Here is a 2,461-nt window from a genome sequence, read left to right as displayed (position 1 = left end):
GGCTTCCCGAGAATTCTGTCGCGTGTCCTGGCGCACACCACGGGCATCTTGACGTTGCTCTGATTGGTCAGTTGCCTGTGCAGGTATAGCGGCTACCAGGGTCGCGGTGGCCAGTAGCATCAATACATATTTCATCATGGTCAATCCCTCACAAAAAACGAACGCATCAAGTTGACGCCTATAAATTATAGACTTCGTGTGCCGGACTGCTTAGGTCATCGTGCCCCGGAGCGTTCAATACTGGAAAGAAACTGCTAAGTGATTTATGGCGTGCATCTGGCGTTTCAGGCATGGAATTCCCGCGTACGAATGGTGTCTTAATTATGACATGTTGGACGCATAAAATATGAGGTAGGGGACAGCAATGCTTCCCAGGTGTTTGAAGGTACGTTTCTGCGTGAATGAGGTAACGAATCATGACATGGGAACAACTCAGGCTATGGGTATTTGTCGCCGCTGAGTCTGCGCTTGGTATGTATATAGCGCTCTTAGCATTACTTATTCTGTGGTCAATAATCTATGGAGGCAAGAGAGGAAAGTGATATCGAACGACTCCACCGCTTCAAGAATGGCGAAACCTATACCGCCGACATCAAGCTAACTCGCAACCCTAAATTTCATCGCAAAGTGATGGCCTTCTTCGGCTTCTGCTTCTGCTTCTCGCATTGGTGCGCCGACCGCGCCGGGATTCGCTACCGCAAAGCATATCAGTCCAGACACACTGACGCATGCTGGTCATAAACAGCTGGAGCAAACCCAAACTTTATTGCTAAGCAAATGGGGCACGCCGATGCGCAAATGGTTTACCGGGTAAACGGGGTTCGTGGATGGCAGATAACAATCAGGACCAGGGGATAATCCTGAACCAGAAATTGAGTGAGTTTGCCCCACCCCTGCCCCACGCCGTAGGATTTGGCGTGGTTAAGCATTATTAATCACTAGGTTAGATAACCTAGACTTGCATGTTCATCACTTCCTGATACGCCGTCACCATCTTGTTCCGCACCTGGATACCCATCTGTAACGAAACCGACGATTTTTGCAGATCGACCATCACATCATTGAGCGCAACACCCGGTGTACCCATGGCAAATTTTTCGGCCTGAGTACGGGCAGAGGTTTGTGTTTCGCTGATACGGCCAAGCGCTGCCTGCAACTCACCGGAAAAACTCACTTTTGGTTCGTAATTCTGAACCGAATTCCCCGCAGACAACGCGGTTGCCTGCAACTGCTGAAGTACACCTTCGATACCCTGAATTGCCATTTCCCTGCCCCAGTAATTTTAAACGCGGCAAGATTAACACCTTGTCAATAGGATAAAGGCGCTAAATAGCAGCAATAAATAGACCTAATTCAGCCATCGAAAATCTTGAGAAAGAAAATAATAACGGTGCCATCTTTTTGGAACTTTTGTTGTTGGAGCTCGTTTTGTTCACTCTGTCTATTAAATATGTTGTCTACGCTCAACTGCGGGGTGCTCAATGACCGCAGCGGCCCAGGCACAAACGCCACAAAACAAAACCCAGGAGTGGCTGTCTCGCATCCGTGCAAATCCTAAAATCCCGCTGGTCGTCGCTGGCGCTGCAGCTATCGCTATTCTTGTCGCGCTAGTACTGTGGGCCAAAACACCTGATTACAAAGTGCTATATAGCAATCTGGCGGATCAGGACGGCGGTGCCATCGTCACTCAGTTGACTCAGATGAATGTGCCTTATCGTTTTTCTGATAACGGCAGCGCGATTTTGGTCCCGGCCGAAAAAGTCTACGACTTGCGTTTGCGTATGGCGCAACAAGGATTGCCGAAAGGCGGTGCAGTCGGTTTTGAATTACTGGATCAAGAAAAATTTGGTATCAGCCAATTTAGCGAGCAAGTGAACTACCAGCGAGCGCTGGAAGGTGAACTCGCCCGTACCATCGAAACCCTTGGCCCGGTCAAAACAGCACGCGTGCATCTGGCGATGCCAAAACCTTCTTTGTTTGTCCGCGAACAAAAATCCCCTTCAGCTTCCGTGACTATTAGCCTGGAACCCGGTCGTGCGTTAGATGAAGGACAAGTCAGTGCCGTCGTGCATATGGTTTCAAGTGCTGTCGCTGGATTGCCACCGGGTAATGTCACGTTGGTCGATCATGGTGGGCACCTGCTGACTCAGTCCAATACCGCAGGCCGTGATCTCAACGATGCGCAGCTTAAATATGCGATGGATGTCGAAAACCGTTACCAGCGCCGTATCGAAGCGATTCTTGGCCCACTTGTGGGTAGCAGTAATGTTCATGCGCAGGTCACCGCGCAAATCGATTTCTCGAATAAAGAACAAACACAAGAGCAGTACCACCCGAACGGCGATCCCTCGCAGAGTGCTGTGCGTTCTCGCCAGCTCAACCAAAGCGAACAAGTGAATGGCCGTAACCCAGGTGGGGTGCCGGGTGCGCTGTCAAACCAACCGGCTCCAGCGAATAACGC

At 50.2% G+C, this 2,461-nt stretch carries 2 protein-coding genes and 1 pseudogene; 2 read left to right on the top strand and 1 reads right to left on the bottom strand.

What is annotated here, in order from left to right:
* Positions 1-678: 678 nt before the first annotated feature.
* Positions 679-935: pseudogene (locus VJY99_RS06120) on the top strand (integrase); the annotation flags it as partial.
* A gap of 17 nt (positions 936-952) precedes the next feature.
* Here the strand turns inward: VJY99_RS06120 and fliE are convergent.
* Positions 953-1,264 carry a flagellar hook-basal body complex protein FliE gene (gene fliE, locus VJY99_RS06115; protein WP_324117184.1) on the bottom strand — a complete coding sequence of 104 codons (312 nt, stop codon included), beginning with the start codon at positions 1,262-1,264 and terminating at the stop codon, positions 953-955.
* Positions 1,265-1,481: 217 nt separating this feature from the next.
* On the opposite strand from fliE, the gene fliF reads away from it, so the two are divergent.
* Positions 1,482-2,461 (top strand): flagellar basal-body MS-ring/collar protein FliF (fliF, locus tag VJY99_RS06110; RefSeq protein WP_324117183.1); only part of this gene is annotated, 980 nt, incomplete at its 3' end.

Origin of the sequence: Buttiauxella sp. (assembly GCF_035271705.1) — a bacterium.
Lineage (GTDB): Bacteria > Pseudomonadota > Gammaproteobacteria > Enterobacterales > Enterobacteriaceae > Buttiauxella.
The sequence above is the reverse complement of the archived record's forward strand: the minus strand, read 5'-3'. Positions and strand labels throughout refer to the sequence as shown.

Excerpts from the sequence above, each read along its gene's own strand:
- fliE (WP_324117184.1), bottom strand. The coding sequence starts at position 1,264 with ATGGCAATTCAGGGTATCGAAGGTGTACTTCAGCAGTTGCAGGCAACC.